The 16760-nt window shown below is 72.2% G+C and carries 18 protein-coding genes and 4 tRNA genes; 14 read left to right on the top strand and 8 right to left on the bottom strand.

Annotation, left to right across the window (positions count from 1 at the left end):
- Positions 1–8: 8 nt before the first annotated feature.
- Positions 9–644, bottom strand: coding sequence for a uracil phosphoribosyltransferase (gene upp, locus UK12_RS18380; protein WP_045304105.1), 636 nt, complete (start codon positions 642–644; stop codon positions 9–11).
- Positions 645–760: 116 nt separating this feature from the next.
- Here upp and UK12_RS18375 point away from each other — a divergent pair, with 116 nt between their 5' ends.
- The 9 genes from UK12_RS18375 to UK12_RS18345 all read left to right on the top strand — a co-directional run bounded on the left by UK12_RS18375 (position 761) and on the right by UK12_RS18345 (position 5915).
- Entirely contained in the window at positions 761–964 is a 204-nt protein-coding gene (locus UK12_RS18375) for a hypothetical protein (RefSeq protein ID WP_045304104.1), read from the top strand.
- A gap of 199 nt (positions 965–1163) precedes the next feature.
- Positions 1164–1751 carry a tRNA adenosine deaminase-associated protein gene (locus UK12_RS18370; protein ID WP_331386656.1) on the top strand — a complete coding sequence of 196 codons (588 nt, stop codon included), beginning with the start codon at positions 1164–1166 and terminating at the stop codon, positions 1749–1751.
- A gap of 29 nt (positions 1752–1780) precedes the next feature.
- Positions 1781–2278: a tRNA adenosine(34) deaminase TadA gene (gene tadA / locus UK12_RS18365; RefSeq protein WP_052681972.1), complete on the top strand. Its 498-nt coding sequence runs from the start codon at positions 1781–1783 to the stop codon at positions 2276–2278.
- Positions 2279–2333: 55 nt separating this feature from the next.
- Positions 2334–2423 (top strand) — tRNA-Ser (locus UK12_RS18360).
- A gap of 118 nt (positions 2424–2541) precedes the next feature.
- Positions 2542–2718, top strand: coding sequence for a hypothetical protein (locus tag UK12_RS41405; protein ID WP_197084968.1), 177 nt, complete (start codon positions 2542–2544; stop codon positions 2716–2718).
- Positions 2719–3173: 455 nt separating this feature from the next.
- On the top strand, positions 3174–3362 hold the full coding sequence (locus tag UK12_RS39805; protein WP_156178796.1) for a hypothetical protein: 189 nt from the start codon (positions 3174–3176) through the stop codon (positions 3360–3362).
- 85 nt (positions 3363–3447) lie between these two features.
- Positions 3448–3741 (top strand): Dabb family protein, encoded by a 294-nt coding sequence (locus tag UK12_RS18355; protein ID WP_045304102.1) that lies wholly within the window; start codon positions 3448–3450, stop codon positions 3739–3741.
- Positions 3742–3997: 256 nt separating this feature from the next.
- Positions 3998–4840, top strand: a complete 843-nt coding sequence (locus UK12_RS18350) for an RNA polymerase sigma factor SigF (RefSeq protein WP_082119728.1) — start codon at positions 3998–4000, stop codon at positions 4838–4840.
- A 163-nt stretch (positions 4841–5003) separates the two neighbouring features.
- Positions 5004–5915, top strand: a complete 912-nt coding sequence (locus UK12_RS18345; RefSeq protein ID WP_045304101.1) for an RNA polymerase sigma factor SigF — start codon at positions 5004–5006, stop codon at positions 5913–5915.
- Positions 5916–5971: 56 nt separating this feature from the next.
- Here the strand turns inward: UK12_RS18345 and UK12_RS18340 are convergent, their stop codons facing one another.
- Positions 5972–6865, bottom strand: coding sequence for a tyrosine-protein phosphatase (locus UK12_RS18340; RefSeq protein ID WP_045304100.1), 894 nt, complete (start codon positions 6863–6865; stop codon positions 5972–5974).
- A 30-nt stretch (positions 6866–6895) separates the two neighbouring features.
- Here UK12_RS18340 and UK12_RS44770 point away from each other — a divergent pair, with 30 nt between their 5' ends.
- Entirely contained in the window at positions 6896–7570 is a 675-nt protein-coding gene (locus UK12_RS44770; RefSeq protein ID WP_082119732.1) for an endo alpha-1,4 polygalactosaminidase, read from the top strand.
- A gap of 56 nt (positions 7571–7626) precedes the next feature.
- Here UK12_RS44770 and UK12_RS18330 read toward each other — a convergent pair whose 3' ends face one another.
- Positions 7627–7827, bottom strand: a complete 201-nt coding sequence (locus UK12_RS18330) for a hypothetical protein (protein WP_045304099.1) — start codon at positions 7825–7827, stop codon at positions 7627–7629.
- Positions 7828–8033: 206 nt separating this feature from the next.
- Here UK12_RS18330 and UK12_RS18325 point away from each other — a divergent pair, with 206 nt between their 5' ends.
- Entirely contained in the window at positions 8034–8969 is a 936-nt protein-coding gene (locus UK12_RS18325) for an aldo/keto reductase (protein ID WP_231591277.1), read from the top strand.
- 145 nt (positions 8970–9114) lie between these two features.
- Positions 9115–10266: an SGNH/GDSL hydrolase family protein gene (locus UK12_RS18320; RefSeq protein ID WP_052681968.1), complete on the top strand. Its 1152-nt coding sequence runs from the start codon at positions 9115–9117 to the stop codon at positions 10264–10266.
- On the opposite strand, the gene UK12_RS18315 is transcribed toward UK12_RS18320, so the two are convergent.
- The gene (locus tag UK12_RS18315) at positions 10205–11644 is read right to left on the bottom strand and encodes an SPFH domain-containing protein (protein WP_156178795.1); all 1440 of its coding nucleotides are present in this window, start codon (positions 11642–11644) and stop codon (positions 10205–10207) included. The two genes, UK12_RS18320 and UK12_RS18315, sit on opposite strands and share 62 nt — an antisense overlap.
- Before the next feature lie 128 nt (positions 11645–11772).
- A complete protein-coding gene (locus UK12_RS18310) occupies positions 11773–14757 on the bottom strand; it encodes an Ig-like domain-containing protein (protein WP_156178794.1) in 2985 nt (994 codons plus the stop codon).
- Positions 14758–15049: 292 nt separating this feature from the next.
- Here UK12_RS18310 and UK12_RS18305 point away from each other — a divergent pair, with 292 nt between their 5' ends.
- Both UK12_RS18305 and UK12_RS18300 read left to right on the top strand, forming a co-directional pair.
- A complete protein-coding gene (locus UK12_RS18305) occupies positions 15050–15364 on the top strand; it encodes a hypothetical protein (RefSeq protein WP_156178793.1) in 315 nt (104 codons plus the stop codon).
- A 10-nt stretch (positions 15365–15374) separates the two neighbouring features.
- Entirely contained in the window at positions 15375–16073 is a 699-nt protein-coding gene (locus UK12_RS18300) for a globin domain-containing protein (RefSeq protein ID WP_045304095.1), read from the top strand.
- 72 nt (positions 16074–16145) lie between these two features.
- Here UK12_RS18300 and UK12_RS18295 read toward each other — a convergent pair.
- From UK12_RS18295 to UK12_RS18285, 3 genes are all read right to left on the bottom strand, one after another.
- Positions 16146–16218 (bottom strand) — tRNA-Arg (locus UK12_RS18295).
- A 36-nt stretch (positions 16219–16254) separates the two neighbouring features.
- Positions 16255–16330, bottom strand: a tRNA-Arg gene (locus tag UK12_RS18290).
- Positions 16331–16482: 152 nt separating this feature from the next.
- A tRNA-Ser gene (locus tag UK12_RS18285) sits at positions 16483–16573 on the bottom strand.
- Positions 16574–16760: the final 187 nt, after the last annotated feature.

Genomic DNA, 16760 nt, shown 5'->3' with positions numbered 1-16760 from the left:
CGGAGGACTCAGCCCGCCGTGCCGTAGAGGCGGTCACCCGCGTCGCCGAGGCCCGGCACGATGTAGCCGTTCTCGTTGAGGCGCTCGTCGACGGCGGCCGTCACCACGGTGACGGGCAGGCCGGCCAGCTCCTTCTCCATGACCTCGACGCCCTCCGGCGCGGCCAGCAGCACCACGGCGGTGACATCGGTGGCGCCCCGATCGATCAGCATCCGGATCGCCGCGACCAGCGTGCCGCCGGTGGCCAGCATCGGGTCGAGGACGTAGACCTGGCGACCGGAGAGGTCGTCCGGCATCCGGGTGGCGTAGGTGGACGCCTCCAGGGTCTCCTCGTTGCGGACCATGCCGAGGAAGCCGACCTCGGCGGTCGGCAGCAGCCGGGTCATACCGTCCAGCATGCCGAGCCCGGCGCGCAGGATCGGCACCACCAGCGGTCGCGGGTAGCTCAGCCGGGTGCCGGTGGTGACGGCAACCGGGGTGGTGATCTCCACCTGGTCGGTACGGACGTCCCGGGTGGCCTCGTAGGCGAGCAGGGTGACCAGCTCGTCGGTCAGCCGCCGGAAGGTCGGGGAGTCGGTGCGCTCGTCGCGCAGGGTGGAGAGCTTGTGGGCGACCAGCGGGTGGTCGACGACGTGGAGACGCATGGTCCGACGATAACGGGCTTCGGCACATACGTACGACCCGCCACAAAGCGCCACCAATGTCCGAACCGAGACCTTTCCCGTGGTATCAACCGAACACTTCTGGGAAGGCGGACCATATGAAGAGCAACCCGGAGACCGGGCCCGGCTCGACAGACGAGTCCAAGGCCGCCCCCGAGACCCCGTCGGAGCGTCGTAGACGACGCGCCGTCTTTCTGCGCGAGCTCACCGAGGCACGCGAGCTGCGCGAGCGGGTGCAGCCCCGGCGCACGAAGGAGCGCCGGATGCGCGAGGCCATGCGGATGCGAACCTTCCGGATCTGACGGTGACTGCTCCGATCCCGCGGTCCTCGGCCGACCATTCCGACACGACCTGCGAAGACGCGCTGCCGAACACCCCCCGCAGCGGCAGCCTTTCTGTCACGATGCCGGAGGGACGGTCCGAACAGCGGACCGCCTCTGGCGCGGGGGCGGCCAGGCCGCGTTCGCCCGAGATCGCCTACAGCCGAGACCAATCTTGGGAGTGTCCCCGGTGGCGTACTTCGCTGCAGTGCTTGCTCGCACCGATGGCGGGTGGGATGTGAGCGAGACAGAACTAGACGAGGTCGAGACCCTGGCCGATCTGGCCGATCTGGCCCGCGAGGCCGCCCAGGACGACGACAGCGTCCTGGTCTTCATCGAACAGGAAGACGCGTGGTTCGCCGTCATCCGGGTGGATGGCGAGGACGACCCGCGGATCTTCGTCTCCGACGGTGCCGCCGCGGCCCGTAGCTCGTACGGCTCGGTGCTCACCGACGAGCTGGTGGACCGGGTCGGCGACAGCGACTTCGACGACGACTTCGACACCCTGGTGGCGGAGCTGGACGACGAGAGCGCCGAGAGCGAGGCCGCGGGCCAGGAGGAGGAAGAGGAGGAGGACGACGACCAGGGCGCCGCAGGGTCCGGCGGGGTGCCGGTCGGCCCGCTCGGCGACTGCGAGCTGCTGGCCGACCTCGGGATCGCCTCCGGCGAGCTGCTCGGCCTCAGCGGCGAGGGCGCCGTCCCCGGCGACGCGCTGTCCGAGATCGCCGAGGCGCTCGGCTGCGGCGAGGTCCTGGAGGCGGTGCGGTAACCGTGCCGCCGGTGTCCGACACTGGTGCCATGCAGATCGCTCCTCTCCCGGCCCCCGTACGCCCCGACCCGGTACGCGACCGCTGGACGGACCGGATGCGCCTCGCCATCGCCGAGGCCGCACTGGCCACCGCCACCGGCGACGTACCGGTCGGGGCGCTCGTGTTCGGACCCGACGGGACGGTCATCGGGCGCGGGCACAACGAGCGCGAGGCGATCGGCGATCCGACCGCGCACGCCGAGATGGTGGCGATCCGGCAGGCCGCCGAGCAGGTCGGGGAGTGGCGGCTGAGCGGTTGCACGCTGGTGGTCACCCTGGAGCCCTGCACCATGTGCGCGGGCGCCATCGTGCTCTCCCGGCTCGACCGGGTGGTCTACGGCGCTCTCGACGAGAAGGCCGGGGCGACCGGTTCGCTCTTCGACGTGGTCCGCGACCGCCGCCTCAACCACCGCCCCGAGGTCATCTGGGGCGTCCTCGCCGAGGACTGCGCCGAACAGCTGCGCGCCTTCTTCGACACCCAGCGCTGAGGGCTCCGCGATACGGATTTCGTTCCCGCCGGGACCGTCCGGTAGAGTTCCCCTCGGTAGCGTGTCCGAGCGGCCAAAGGAGCACGCCTCGAAAGCGTGTGTGGGGGCAACTCCACCGTGGGTTCGAATCCCACCGCTACCGCCATGAAGTGACAAAGGGTCCGGACTGTGACAGTCCGGGCCCTTTGTCGTACATGCAGGGGATCTATGCTGATCCCCGCATCGTCGGCACAGGGCGGGCGTGCACATGGGAGGAACCCGCTATGGAGAGCCAGATCGTTCACAAGGCCGCATTCCTGCTGCACGAGTGCAACGAGCCCGAGCAGGTCGTGGTGGAGCGACTCAAGGAGTACTTCCCCGCGCTGAGCCTGATCGAGCGCGAGCGCTACGTGTCCGAGGCCTGGGACCAGGTGCACGGCCAGGGCGTCCCCAACGCCTGAGCGGGCCCCGTCGACACCGGAGCCACTCCCGCCGGCCGGACCGGCCGGGGACCGGCGTGAGAACGGCTCCGCACTCGCCGGGTATGTACCACCATGACCCGGGGAGTGCGGAGCCGTTTCGCGACCGATGCCGGTCTCTCGGAGGGGGAGCGGTCTCCGGGGGGACGAGGCCGCTCCCCCGGCGGAGGTCCCACAACCGGCACCGCGTCGGGGGGGGAAGCCGCGGCGCCCGGTCCCACAGCGGGGAGCTCCGGATCCATGCACCTCGGATTCCTGCCAGACCCTCGGTACACCATCCATCGTGCTGCACGGATCGGACAGGGGCATCCGGAGAAAGGCCCCTGTCAGCGGGACCTTCGTCCCGTCGGGTGAACGCGCCACTCACCCGATCGGCCATCCGGTGGATAAGCTGCCGAACAGCAGCGGAGGGGCGCCCGGGGAAGGGCCGGCGGCCCATGGCAGGGAGGCAGGCCGGGGCTATGGCGCAGGCGAAGAAGATCGGCATGTACCTCCTGCTCATCTTCGTGATCTACACGATCATCACATCACCCACCAGGGCGGCGGAGCTGGTGCAGTCGGGGTTCGTGGGGATCTCGGACGCCGCCAAGGCGGTGGGGACGTTCATGACGGGGCTGGTGAACTGACCGGCGCCCCGACCGGCCCGCCCCGGGTCGGCGGCGGATACGGTGGCGGGGTTCGCCCCACCCCCCGACCGCTAGGAGCGGCACTGTGATCCGGCACCTGGTCCTCTTCAAGCTCAACGAAGGCGTCAGCAAGGACGACGAGCGCGTCCTCGCCGGCACCAAGGCCTTCGAGGAGCTCGGTCCGCTGATCCCCGAGCTGCGCGAGTGGCAGTGCGGCTGGAACATCACCGAGCGCGACATCGCGTTCGACTACGCGATCAACAGCCTGGTCGCGGACCGCGACGCCCTGCAGTCCTACCTCACCCACGAGGCGCACCAGGCCGCGGCCGCGCAGTGGCGCGAGTTCGCCACCTGGGTGATCGCCGACATCGAGGTCTGACGCACCGACAGCACGACCGGTCGTACCCGCACGACCCCCCGGCCCCCTGGCTCCCGGCGAGCCAGGGGGCCTCTGCGTGCGGGCACTGCGGGCAACAATCCGCCAACACGCCCGAATGCGGTGCTTGCCCGGACTGCGCACGACTTGTGATGCTATGACCGGTTTTGCCGGACCTGGCGAGGTGGTGAGGACGACCCAAGGACCGCGCGGCAGTGGCTCGGACCGGAATAGTCGATCAAGGGAGGGGTGACGTTCCGTGCGGACCCAGGACAGCGCGCCGGAGGCCGGCGAAGAAGGGCCACCCGGGCCCCCCGGCGGCCGGTCGGGCACCGGACGCAGCTCGGTCGACGTCAGGACGCTGACCCGGGTCCTGTTCGAGCGGTTGACCGAACTGTCGCCGGACGCTCCGGAGCGGGAGCGGGTGCGGGCCGCGCTGATCGAGATCAACATTCCCCTGGTGCGCTACGCCGCGACCCGGTTCCGCAGCCGCAACGAGCCGATGGAGGACATCGTCCAGGTCGGCACCATCGGCCTGATCAACGCGATCGACCGCTTCGACCCGACCCGGGGGGTGCAGTTCCCGACGTACGCGCTGCCGACCATCCTCGGCGAGATCAAGCGCTACTTTCGGGACAACGTCCGCACCATGCACGTACCGCGCCGCCTGCAGGAGCTGTGGGTCCAGGTCAGCGGCGCCATGGAGGAGCTGACGGTGGTGCACGGCCGGGCGCCCAAGGTGCCCGAGATCGCCGCCAACCTGCGCATCCCCGAGGAGGACGTCCGGGCCTGCCTGGACGCCGGGCGGGCCTACAACGCCGCCTCACTGGAGGCCGCCCAGGAGCACGAGGGCGGCCTGGCCCTGCTGGACCGGCTCGGCTACGAGGACTCCGCGCTGGCCGATGTCGAGCACCGGGACATGGTCCGCCACCTGCTGGTCCAACTCCCCGAGCGGGAGCGGCGGATCATCATGCTGCGATTCTTCGCCAATCTGACGCAGTCCCAGATCTCCACCGAGCTCGGCATGTCCCAGATGCACGTCTCCCGGCTACTGTCGAGAATCCTGACCCGGCTGCGGACCGGAAACTCCTGGGAGGAGTGAACCGATCCCGGTCGGGGGGTTGCTGCGCGTTACTGCGGCGTGACATCTTGCGACGGTCGGGTTTGCCGAGACACATGTTCCGGTATGGAGCTGGAGGGCCGTCCAGCCGGGAACTGCCGCTCGGTAGTGCCCGTTGTACAGTCAGTCACGAGGGGGTGGGTGCATGTCCGCAGAGCTGGGCGCTGCCGAGATCCAGGGCACGACAACAGTCGCCGAGTTTCCCGTGCAACAGAGCCATACGCCGCCGGTGTCCGAGGCGGTGGTCACATCCGAGCCGGCGCCGGAGTCGGTGTCCGCCGCGCCCGAGAACAGGGCGCTGGACACCCGGACGCTCTCCCGTTCGCTGTTCCACCGGCTGGCCACCCTGGAGCCGGGCAGCGACGAGCACACCTACGTCCGGGACACCCTGATCGAGCTCAACCTGCCGTTGGTGCGGTACGCCTCGGCGCGGTTCCGCAGCCGCAACGAGCCGATGGAGGACATCGTCCAGGTCGGCACCATCGGCCTGATCAAGGCGATCGACCGGTTCGACCCGGAGCGCGGGGTGGAGTTCCCGACGTTCGCGATGCCGACGGTGGTCGGCGAGATCAAGCGGTTCTTCCGGGACACCAGCTGGTCGGTCCGGGTGCCCAGGCGCCTGCAGGAGCTGCGGCTGGCGCTGACCAAGGCGGGCGACGAGCTCTCCCAGAAGCTCGACCGCTCCCCCACCGTGGCCGAGTTGGCCGTCTTCCTCGGCGTCAGCGAGGAAGACGTGGTCGAGGGCCTGGCGGTGGGGAACGCGTACACCGCGAGCTCGCTGGACTCCACGCCCGGCGAGGAGGAGGGCGAGGGCCCGCTGGCGGACCGGCTCGGCTACGAGGACCTGGCGCTGGAGGGGGTCGAGTACCGCGAGTCGCTCAAGCCGCTGCTGGCCAAGCTGCCGCCGCGGGAGCGGCGGATCATCATGCTGCGGTTCTTCGGCAATCTGACGCAGTCGCAGATCGGTGAGGAGATCGGCATCTCCCAGATGCACGTCTCCCGGCTGCTGACCAAGACGCTGACCCAGCTGCGCGCCGGGCTGATCAGCGAGAGCTGACCGGCCCGGCGCGGCGGCGCGCCGGTCGGTGCGCCAGCAGGTGCGCCGGTCGCGCGTCAGTCGGTGAGGAGGTTGCGCCGCAGACCGTCCAGGACGTCGTCGTCGAGGCCCAGGCCGTCCCGCCAGAAGTCCGCGAAGGACGGCCAGCCGGCCTCGACCTCGGCGAAGGCGGTCTCCAGGTAGGTGCGCTCGGCCAGGAAGACCGGGAGCAGCAGGCTGGGCTCCTTCATCAGGCCTCGGGTGCCGAAGCTGTCCACGATGTGCTCGATCAGCGCGGCGGAGCGCTCGTTGGTGAGCAGGTAGTCCTCGAAGACCGTCTCGCGGTCGACGCCGAGGGCGGTGAGCGCCAGGGCGGCGACCCAGCCGGTGCGGTCCTTGCCGGCCGAGCAGTGGAAGAGCATCGGCACGCCGTCGGGGGCGGCGAGCAGGCGCAGCACGGTGGCGAAGCGCTCACGGGCGACGGGCGAGGTGACGAACCAGCGGTACAGGCCGATCATCATCTGCTCGGCCTTGCCGTCGCCGAGGACGGCCCGCTGCCGGTCGGCGTCGCGGTCGGCGAGGGCCTCGCGCATGGCGATGTAGATGTCGAAGTCGGCGGCGAAGATCGGCACGTGGTGCAGGGTCGGGCCGCCGGCTTCGGCCGAGGGTATCGGGGCGAGCACCGCGGCATCGCCGCTGCCGTCGAGCTCGGCGACGGCCAGGCCGAGGATTCGGTCGGCGCCGGCCTCGCGGACCTCGTCCAGGCTGCGCAGGTCGACGACTCTGCGCAGGCCGCTGGCGGCCAGGACCGCCTGGTCCTGCTCGGTGGTCCGGTTCATGGCGTCGGCGCGCAGCGCGACGCCGTGGCGGACGGTGCGGCCGTCCCGGGTCCGGTAGCCACCGAGGTCGCGGGCGTTGGCCGCCCCCTTGAGGCCGAGGCTGCGGGCGGTCTCGGTGGTCTGCTGGGTCACAGGGTGTCCTCCAGGGGCACGGTCGCACGGATGGGGTGGTACGAGAGCGGGCGATGGTCTGCGGGGACGGAGTACGAAAATTCGTACGACCTGATCAGTGTATTGGGCGGCGGCCGGGGAGCACCGGGCTGTAGCGTGCCTCTTCGGGGGGAGCGGGCCGTGCCGTGCGCGGGGTCTGCCGGGCCCTCGTCCGCTGCCGCGCCGAGCCGTCCGAGGGGGTTCTGCCATGCGTCGCCGTCCGGTGTTCCACGCCGTCCTCACCGTGCTCGCCGGCGGATCGACCTGTCGGAACCGCTGATGGCGGCGCGCTTCGACAGGTGCCGGAAGAAGGGTTTCGACGCGGTCGAGCCCGATCTGCTGGACGGCTGCACCGACCGGACCGGCTTCCCGCTGACCGGCGCCGACCGGCTCCGCCACAACCGGGTGATCGCCGCCCTGGCGCACGAGCGCGGGCCGGCGGCGGCGCTGAAGAACGACCTGGAGCAGGTCCCGCAGCCGGTGGGGAGGTTCGACTTCGCGGTGGACGAGAGTTGCGCCGAGTTCGGCGAGTGCGCGCGGCTGAGCCCGTTCGTCAGGGCGGGCAAGCCGGTGCCGCACGTCGAGTACAACCTGACGACGGCGCAGTTCTGCCGCCGGACCGAGGCACTGGGCTTCAGCTCGACGGCCGAGCACCTGAAGCTGGATGCCTGGCGGCGGCCCTGCTGAGACCGGCCGCCAGGCATGGGTGATGAGCCGTCGTACCGACCTGACGGCAGGTGCGGTTACTTGACGGCAAGCCAGATCACTGCGGCCACCACGGCGACCGCCACCACGGCGATGCCGATGATCAGACCGCTGCGGTTGCTGTTGGAGGCGCTGCCGTAGGTGGACACGGAACCCGGGGCCTGGGGAGCGGGGGTCTCCTCCACGAACGCCCGGAACATCTGGGTGCTACCGGCGGGGTCGTAGTCGTTGTCAGCCATGGCAGGGACTCTAGCCAACCCGTGTGGCCGAAGGACACCCCGGACCCCGGGGAGTGAGCAGGCCCGCCACGGGCCGGGTACTGACGGCCGCTCGCACAACACGCGTACGACAGGCTCGTGAAGACTGGGCCGGGTTGGAACGCCATCGCGCGCGGATCGGGTTGAATCCGATCATGACCGATAATCACAGTGACGCTCCCCACAGGGTGACCCTCGGCACGTCGGACCTGACCGTGTCCCCGCTGGCGCTCGGCGGCAACGTCTTCGGCTGGACGGCGGACGAGGCCCAGTCGTTCGCCGTGCTCGACGCCTACACGGCAGCCGGCGGCAACTTCGTCGACACCGCCGACGTCTACTCCGCCTGGGTGCCCGGCAACGCCGGCGGCGAGTCGGAGGCCATCATCGGCAACTGGCTGCGCAGCCGGGGCAACCGCGAGGACATCGTGGTCGCCACCAAGGTGGGCCAGCACCCGGATGCCAGCGGCCTGAAGGCGTCCACCATCAAGGCCGCCACCGAGCAGTCGCTGCGCCGGCTCGGCATCGAGCGGATCGACCTGCTCTACACCCACCGCGACGACCCGCACACCCCGGTCGAGGAGTTCGTCACCGCACTCGACGAGCTGGTCCGCGAGGGCAAGGTCCGCGAGATCGCCGCCTCCAACATCAGCGCCGAGCGGCTGACCGAGGCGCTGGAGTTCTCCGCCCGCGAGGGCCTGGCCTCGTACATCGCCGTCCAGCCGCACTACAACCTGGTCTCCCGCGCCACCTACGAGGGCCCGCTCGCCGACGTGGTCGCCGCGCACGGCCTCTCCTCGGTCCCGTACTACGCGCTCGCCTCGGGCTTCCTCACCGGCAAGTACCGGCTGGACGGCGGCGCGGTGGAGAGCGCCCGCGCCCAGGGCGCCGCCCGCTACCTGGAGGACCCGCGCGGGCCCAAGGTGCTGGCGGCCCTGGACCAGGTGGCCGAGGCACACGGCGCCGAGCTCGCCTCGGTCGCGCTGGCCTGGCTCTCCGCACAGCCGACCGTCGCCGCGCCGATCGCCAGCGCGCGTACGGTCGAGCAGCTGCCCCCGCTGCTGGCGGCGGCCCGGCTGCGGCTGACGGCGGAGCAGCTCGCCCTGCTGGACTCCGTCTCCGCCTGACCCTCCCGCACGGCCGCGCAGGCTGTGGGCAGTGCCCCCGTCGGGTCTGTCCACAGCCTGTGGACTTTCCCGGGACTTTCCCGACCCCGGACCGTAGTCTTCCGTGTACGGAGTGGATTTCCGGGTGCTACGGGAGGAACCACCGATGACACGTCCGACACGCCTCTTCGCCCAGCTCTCCGCACTGGCCTCGGTCGCCGTCCTGGCACTGGGCACGGTCGCCGCCCACGCCGTCGCCGATCCCGGACCCCGCGGCCCACGTGTCCCGATCCGCTGGGCGGTGCTGGGCGACTCGTACACCGCCGGGGCGATCCCGGCCACCGGCGCCCAGGTCCCGCTCGGGGCGCCCGCCGAGGACGGGTGCCTGCGGCGGCAGTACTCCTACCCCGAGATCCTGCGGGAGCGCCTCGGCCCGCTCGTGGACCTCCGGAACGCCTCCTGCGGCGGCGCCGCCATCGCGAACGTCGCCGAGCTGCGGCAGCTGCCGATCGGCACCCACGTCCCGCAGTGGGGCCTGGAGGACCCGCACTACCCCTACCCTCCGGTCCCGTTGCAGCTGGACGCGGTCTCCCCCGGCACCGACCTCGTGACGGTGGGGATCGGCGGCAACACCCTGGCCTTCGTGGACATCCTGGGCACCTGCTACCGGCTCGGCCTGGCCGGCGGCAACACCGGGCACCCCTGCCGGGACCACTACACCTCGGGGCTCCCCGGCGAACCCGGCATCCGCGAGCGGCTCACCACCGTGGCCGCCGAGTACGGCCGCATGCTCGACCGGATCCACCGCAAGGCCCCCGGGGCCCGGGTCGTCTCGGTCGGATACCCGGCGATCTTCCCCGAGTCCGCCGCGGCGAGCTGTACCTGGGGCAGCGCCGAGACCGGCGACGCCCGGGGCCTGCTGAACTTCGGCACCATCACCTTCCAGGACCTCGACTGGCTGCGCCACGACGTGCTCGAACCCCTCAACGCCGTCATCGCCGAGCAGAGCGCCGGGCACCGGGCGGCCTTCGTCGACCTCTACAGCTCCAGCAGGGGCCACGACGTGTGCAGCACCGAGCGGTGGGTCGACGGCATCCTGAGCTCCCCGGACCCGAACGCCGTCGCCCTGATCCACCCGAACGCCGACGGTCAGCGGAACGCCGCCGCACAGGTCGAAACGGCCGTCCTCGGCGGCTTCCCGGGTTGGCCGGCCTGGGTGCGCCCCGAGGCCGGCCGAGGGACGGCGGTGGCCGGTCTCACGCGGTCCTCCCCTCCTTCTGCCCCGCCCGAGCGGCCGGGGACGGCACCGAGGCGGTGACCCCGGCGGGGGTCACGAAGGCGACCAAGAGCTGCTCCATCAGCGAGCGGCGGGTGGCCTCGTCCAGCTCGTGCGCGGTGGCCCGCTCCAGGCCCCGGACGGCGAGCGCGGCCGCCTCGACCGCATCGTCCACGAGCACCGCGCGCAGGCTCGCGTCCAGGTCGGCGAGCCGGCGCCGGCGCATGCTCTCGGCGACCTCCGGCGCATAGTCGAGGGCGAGCGGCTGGACCGAGTACACCTCCAGCCCGATCGGCGCGACCTCGGCGGCCAGCGCCCGGGTCAGCTCGTCGGCGAACCACTGCCCGTCGCGCAGCGCGGGACCTGGCGCGGCGTTGCTGTCGCAGGGCAGCGCGCTGGCGGTGCGGGTGAGTACCGCGTGCACCTGCTCGCGCAGGTACTCCTCGTGGTCGGCGACCGCCAGCACGGCACGGGCCGTGTCCTTCACCCGCCAGACGATCAGCAGCTGGACGACGATCGGCGTCCCGCTCCGGTCGGTGACGTTGACCGGCTCGCTGCGCCAGTGGCGCAGCCGTACGTCGACCTCCTGCCGGTTCAGCAGCGGGCTGACCCAGACCAGCCCGGTACGGCGTACGGTGCCCCGGTAGCGGCCCCAGCGGGTGAGCACCCGGGTCTGGCCCCCGCTGTTCACAAGCAGCCCGGCGAAGGTGACCACACCGAGCAGGGCGGCGGCACAGGCGGCGGCCAGCGCCGCGGAGTCGACCTCGGCCCGTCCGGCCCCCCTCGCGGCGGCACTGCGGAGGTCCGGCAGGGCGGCGAGCCGTGGCAGCATGCCGGTCCGGGCCAGCAGCAGGAGCAGCGCGGCAGCGGAGGTGAGCAGCGTGAGCAGGGCGATCCAGCCGGGGAAGGAACGGGCGCGGTGCTCGCGCAGTGCCTGGTCGGCCCGGGGCGGACGGCGCACCGCAGGCGTCTCGCTCGGCGCCTCGGCGGGCTCGGGCCGCTCGGGCTGCTCGGGCCGCTCGGGTCGTTCGGGTCGTTCGGGTCGTTCGGGCTGGGCCGTCCGGGCCGGATCGGCTGCGCCGGGACCGGGCGTCGCACGTCTGTCGTGCGGGTCGAGTGCGTTGTGCGGGCCGGACTGCGGCAGGGCTTCGGTGCCGGGAGCCACGGATCCGGGTGCGGCGGAGGCGCCGGCGAGCTGTTTGTGCGGATCGCCTCCGGCCGCGGCCGGATAGGGAGTCAGTGGCTGGGTCTCGGCCAGGTCCAGTTCGTCCTCGGCCAGCACCGGAGCCGCCCTGATCAGCGGTCTGACGACCGCCTCGGCGACGGCCCGGCGAAGCTGGATGGCGCCCGCCGGAGGCGGCTCGGGCCTGGACTGAGGCCAGGAATCGGGTCGTGGCGATGAATCGCGAGTGATGTCCATGCACGGATCCTCTGGGTCGGTGTGTCGCGCAACGGGCGGACCGGATCTGACAGGCGGCGCCAGACTCGGACTGGGTCGATAAAGCGTCAAATACAGCATTTGGGCACTGCGGACGGGCCAGGGCCTCGTCAGCGCCTGCGCAAGCCCGGGCCGCGGCCGACAAGCCGACGGGCGAGCAGCCCTACCCCAGCGAGGAAGAAGAGGCCGCCGCAGAGGGCACTGCGCCAGCCGCCCGTGGCCGTGCGGCGCGCGGCAACCGCTTCCGGGCTCTCCGGCAGAGCCGCGAGAGCCCGGGCCGACGACGCCGCACCCCCCTTCGGGGCCCCCGGGGATCCGGCAGAAGCGGTGCCGGCGGCCGCCCCGGGCCGCCCTGCGGTCGGGGTCGGGGCAGGGAGCTGGTTGGAGACGGGGGCGGGGCCGGATGCCGTGGGCACGGCGGCTGACGGCGCCGCCGACCTGGCGGGGGCCGGCGAGGCGGACCCGACGAGTCCGGCAGGTACGGCAGTCGGCGCGGGCGCGGCATCCTTCGTCGCGTCGGCGGTCGCGCTCGGGGCCGCGCTCTGCACGGCCGTCGCACCCGGACTCTGCGCCGAAGGTGGCGGGGCCGCCGGTGTCGGGGAGACCGGAGCGCTCGGCGTCGCGGGCGCACTCGGCGTCACCGGCGCGGCCGGGGGACGCACCTTGACCGTCACGGGCTCCCCCGTCGCGCCGTTGCCCGCCCGGTCGGTCGCGGTGACCACCACCGTGAACTCGCCCTCCGCGACGTCGCGGGTGGCCGTGCAACCCCACGTACCGTCAGCCGCCGTCTGCGCGCTGCAGAGCAGGAAGCGATCGCCGTCCTCGCCGAGCCGGGCCGTCACGGTGACCGTCGCCGCAGCCTCGGCGCGCCCGGTGAGGCGGGGTCTGGCCGTGGTCAGCAGGGCGCCCGAGGCAGGTGAGGCGAGCGTCGGGCGCTCGGGGGCGGCGGTGTCGACCACCAGGGTCACGGGTCTGCCGGGCGTGCGGTTTCCGGCCGCGTCCACGGCGGTGGCGACGACCTGGTGCTGCCCGTCGGCGAGGCTCTCGACCGGCAGACAGGACCAGGTGCGGTCGGCCGCGACCGCCGTACTGCACAGTTCGCCGGTGCGCGGGGCTCCCGGAGAGGCGGACGCCTCGGTGACGGAGACCGTGGTGCCGGGGTCGGCGGTGCCGGTGAAGAGCAGGCCGGGATCGTTGGTGAACTCGGGCAGGGCGAGCGCCGGGGCGGCCGGCGGCGCGGTCTTGACGGTGAGTTTGACGGGCTCGCCGTGCAGCACCACGCCGCCCTGGGTGGTCTCGACCGGGACGAGCCTGTGCTCGCCGGGCGCGAGCGGCCGCTCCGGCCGACAGGTCCAGGCGCCGTCGGAACCGGCCTTGGCGCGGCACAGGGTGGCGTCGCCCTCGACCACCGCCACCGCCGCGCCCGCGACGGCACCGTAGCCCCGGATCTCCGGCCGGGCCTCGGCGACCACCGTACCGGCGACCGGTCCGGTGATCTCGGGCCTGGCTGCGCCGACGGTCAGCTTGACCCGCTGGTCGAGGACCTGGCCCGAGTCGGCGAAGCCGCCCGGGCCGACCAGTTGCGAGGGGTCACGGGCGATCCGGAGCCGGGCCCAGGTCTCGCCGGAGGCGGCGTTGCCGGGGACGGTCCACTCCAGCCGGGCGGAGGTGCTTGCGGCCGGAACCTCGGCCTGCACGCGTTCGGTGGCGTCGAAGTGCCCGTTGTGGTCGAAGTCGATCCAGCCGACCAGGGTGGCGGGCCCGCTGCCCGGGTTCACCGGGACGGTGAGTTCGTAGTACCGGCCGATCGCGACCTCACCGGGGAAGGTGACGGTGGGGTCGGCGCCCTGGTACTCGGCCCGGCCCGGCTGGTTCCTGGCCGGCAGCGGGCTGGCGAACGGACTGCGGCGACTCGCACCGCGGTCGGGATCGATCAACGGCGAGGGCACGTCGTCGAGTTCGCGCGGATCCCGCAGCGTGGCCGCGCCGCTGCCGGGCTCCCGGGAGACCAGCGGCTGCCCGTTCCGTGCGATCGGCTCGGCCGGGGTCCGCCCGGGGTTGCCGGTCGTGTCCTGGCCGAGGAACAGGTCGGAGACCAGGTGCGAGGCGTTGCCGTAGCCCTGCGGTGCGGTGCCGAGCCCCTCGTCCAGCGTGACGGTGTACGCGTGCTTCAGCGCGGCGGGGGCGGTGGTGCTGCCCGCACGGGCGGTGCTGCGCTCCTCGACCCGGAAGGTGACGGTGGTGACAGTACCGGCGAGTTCGAGCGTGCCGAGTCCGTCCGTGGCGCCGTCCGCCTGGCCGTCCCCGGCGGGGGCGAGGGTGTTGCCGCTGACCGTCCAGCCCGGCCAGCCGGTGCGGCCGACCAGGCTCGGGGCGCTCGGCGAACCGCCGGTGACGGTCAGCCGGGTGGCGGTCGACGTACTGCCGCCCTTGCCCGTGGCGAGCCCCGCCAGACCGCTGAGGTGCAGCCGGGGGTTGCGCACCGCGCGGGAGAAGGACAGCTGGAGCGTGCCGAGTGTGCGCCAGGAGCCGTCGGCCTGCGGGCGTTCCTCGGCGATCCGGAAGGTCTCGGCCGGGTCCCCGGGACGCAGCCCGTCCGCATAGCCCGATGCCCCTGCCGCGGATCCGGCCGGACCGGAGGCCGATGTCCCGGAAGCCGCTGCCCCGGAAAGCCCCGAAGTGACCGGGCCGGACGCGGGAGACCCGGGTGCAGGTGGTTCGTAAGCGGAGGCTTTCCCGCCATTTCTATTACCAGCGTGCTGTGTCACACCGGAATCGGTTCCGCCTCCGGTTCCGGTTGCCGTTCGGATGGCGAGTTTTCCGGGTGCCGCCGTGGCGCTCACGCCGGGCACGGGTGAGAATTCCAGTTCCGCGGTGAGACCTGACGGCAGCGTGGCGCGGCGCTCGGCGGTCCAGGTGTCCGGACTCTGCTGCGCCCCGGCGCAGTTCGACGCGACCGTCGAGTTCCAGCCGAGCAGCAGGGTGGCGGCCAGCGCGGCGGCACCGGCCCTGCCAACTCCCTTGCGGTCGAGCGCATCGGGCCCGCACCGGCCTGAGCCGGACACTGCGGCGGCACGGGGAAACTGTCGGCTCATCCGGCTCTCCTTGCGGCATCTGCCGCCAACAGGCGGTACGGGGGACGGTCTTGACACGCCCATAACATCCGACAAAAGGGAATCACGATCGAGAGCCCGTCATACTGCGACACCTGGCTGGACGCCCGTTGCCACCCGATTGGCCGCCACCTTCCGGGCGGTGCGGAACTCCTCGGAGTCGTCGCATTCCGGCCACCGCGACAGTCGCCAACCGGTCGCTTTTGACCATGGCTTGAATATGCGTCACCTTCATCTGTTCGAATTGGACGCGGGCTCAGTAGAGTCAGCAGCCGTGACAACCGACCCAGTTCTCAGCAAGAGCGGTTTCACCCCGGTGGAACCGCACGGGCCCGAGGTCGCCGGATACGTCCACCAGCAGCTGTTCGAGCGGAATCCCGAGGTGCGCGGACCGCTCGCCCGGTACTCGGCCGAGCGGCGGGACCGGCCGTGGGCCGCGCTCGGCGCCCACGTCACCCGTCCGGAGGATTCCGAGGCACCCGCCGCCCTCCTGCGCGAGCCGGGCGCCGGGCGGGTCGGGAACGCCGGGAACAGCCTGCCGACCAAGGCGGCGGAGTCCGCGGCGGCCGACCCCGACGTCACCGGCTGAGGGCCGCCCGGTGCCCTTCGACCCTGCGGTGATCCGCGCCAGCTTCGCCGTCGTCGAGCGCCGCGCCGACCACCTGGTCACGTACTTCTACGCCCACCTGTTCGCCCACAACCCGGATGTCCGGCCGCTCTTCCCCGCCGAGCTCTCCGAGCAGCGCGAACGGCTGCTGATCGGGCCGACGGTCGGCGATGCCGTCCTGGACCCGCACTCGTCCCGTCCGCTGCTGGCCGTGGCCGGCGGGACCGGCTGGGCGCAGATCGAGTCCCTGATGGAACAGCGCGCCGCGTGGGCCGGACCCGCTCGGCCCGCCCCGGCCACGGTCTTCCTCGCCGCCCGGGACGATGCCGACCAGTACGACCTGGACACGGTCCGGGAACTGGTGGCCGGGCGATCCTGGCTGGAGGTGGTGCTGGCCGCCCCCGCCGACGGCGCCGAACGGGAGGAGGCGATCCGGCTGCTGCACGACGGGCTGCGCCGCTACGGCCTCGACCGGTACGGCGGCTGGGCCGGCCACGACATCCGCCTCAGCGGCCCGCCCGACCTCGCGCCCGGCGTCGCCCGGCTGCTGCTCGGGCTGGCCGCCGACCCCGGGCTGATCCGCCACGACCCCGTACCGCCGACCTTCAACCGGACCCGGCCGCTGACCTCGTCCGACTGGTTCCTGGACCGGCGCAACGTCCCCTGGATCAACCGCACCGACCTGGGGTGAACCGGCCGGCCGGGGTCGAACGGGCCGGGGAACGACGAAGGCCCCGGACTGTCGTCCGGGGCCTTCGGCCGGTGCGCTCAGCAGGATTCGAACCTGCAACCTCTTGATCCGTAGTCAAGTGCTCTATCCGTTGAGCTATGAGCGCTTGGGACATCCCCGAGGGGGCGCCTTCGCAGTGGTGTGGTGCGCTCAGCAGGATTCGAACCTGCAACCTCTTGATCCGTAGTCAAGTGCTCTATCCGTTGAGCTATGAGCGCTCGCCCTGTCGGCCGGGGCCAGCGGGGCGGTGCGGGGACAACATTACATGACCTGCGACCTGGGGCGAAATCCATTGCCGCCGGGCGCCCGGCGACGCCGCCAGGTGCACGAAAGGCCCCGTCGGCGTGCTGCCGACGGGGCCCTTCCGAGGCGGAGGCTGAGGGATTTGAACCCTCGATGGGCTTTAAGGCCCAAACCGCATTAGCAGTGCGGCGCCATAGACCGGACTAGGCGAAGCCTCCTCCACATGGACTGCACCGGCGGACCGGATGCACTCCGTGCGACTGCGATGATGCCACAGCCAGAGGCTCTGACACCAACCACCGCCAACGTTACTAGGCGGGTCATCCGGAGCGCAAAGAAGAATGAGATACTTCAGCCTCCCGAGGAGAGCGCGAGCCGCGAGTCGCACGCCGTGACGGCACAGCC

The sequence above is a fragment of the Saccharothrix sp. ST-888 genome (genome assembly GCF_000955975.1).
Lineage (GTDB): Bacteria > Actinomycetota > Actinomycetes > Streptomycetales > Streptomycetaceae > Kitasatospora.
The sequence above is the reverse complement of the archived record's forward strand: the minus strand, read 5'-3'. Positions and strand labels throughout refer to the sequence as shown.